This is a genomic window from Stieleria mannarensis (genome assembly GCF_014154935.1).
Lineage (GTDB): Bacteria > Planctomycetota > Planctomycetia > Pirellulales > Pirellulaceae > Stieleria > Stieleria mannarensis.
Map to the genome: position 1 here is coordinate 1 of NZ_JACEHH010000245.1, position 276 is coordinate 276.

Genomic DNA, 276 nt, shown 5'->3' on the forward strand with positions numbered 1-276 from the left:
CTGATCGACGAAGGTCAAGACATCTTCGCCGGAAGCGTAGTTGCCGGTGATCTGAACGACCGCCGATTCCAAATTCGTATCGTCGCTGTCGCTCAACGTTAGCGTCGACGTGATCGCCACCGGGCCATCGTTTTCGGTGTAGGCCAGCGTCGTCCCTTCGATGGATGCTTCGACCGGCGCATCGTTCGTAGCCGTAACGGTCCAGTTGAAGGTGCTGCTGGTCGTCGTTCCGGCGCCGTCGTCGACGGTGAAGTCGAATGAATCGCTGGATGTTTC

General features: G+C 58.3%; 1 protein-coding gene. It reads right to left on the reverse strand.

The genetic code is table 11. The annotated features are described in order from the left end of the window. Positions 1 to 276, reverse strand: a 276-nt coding sequence (locus tag H1B37_RS33235; RefSeq protein ID WP_182871558.1) for a hypothetical protein, incomplete at both ends; no start/stop codon positions are given.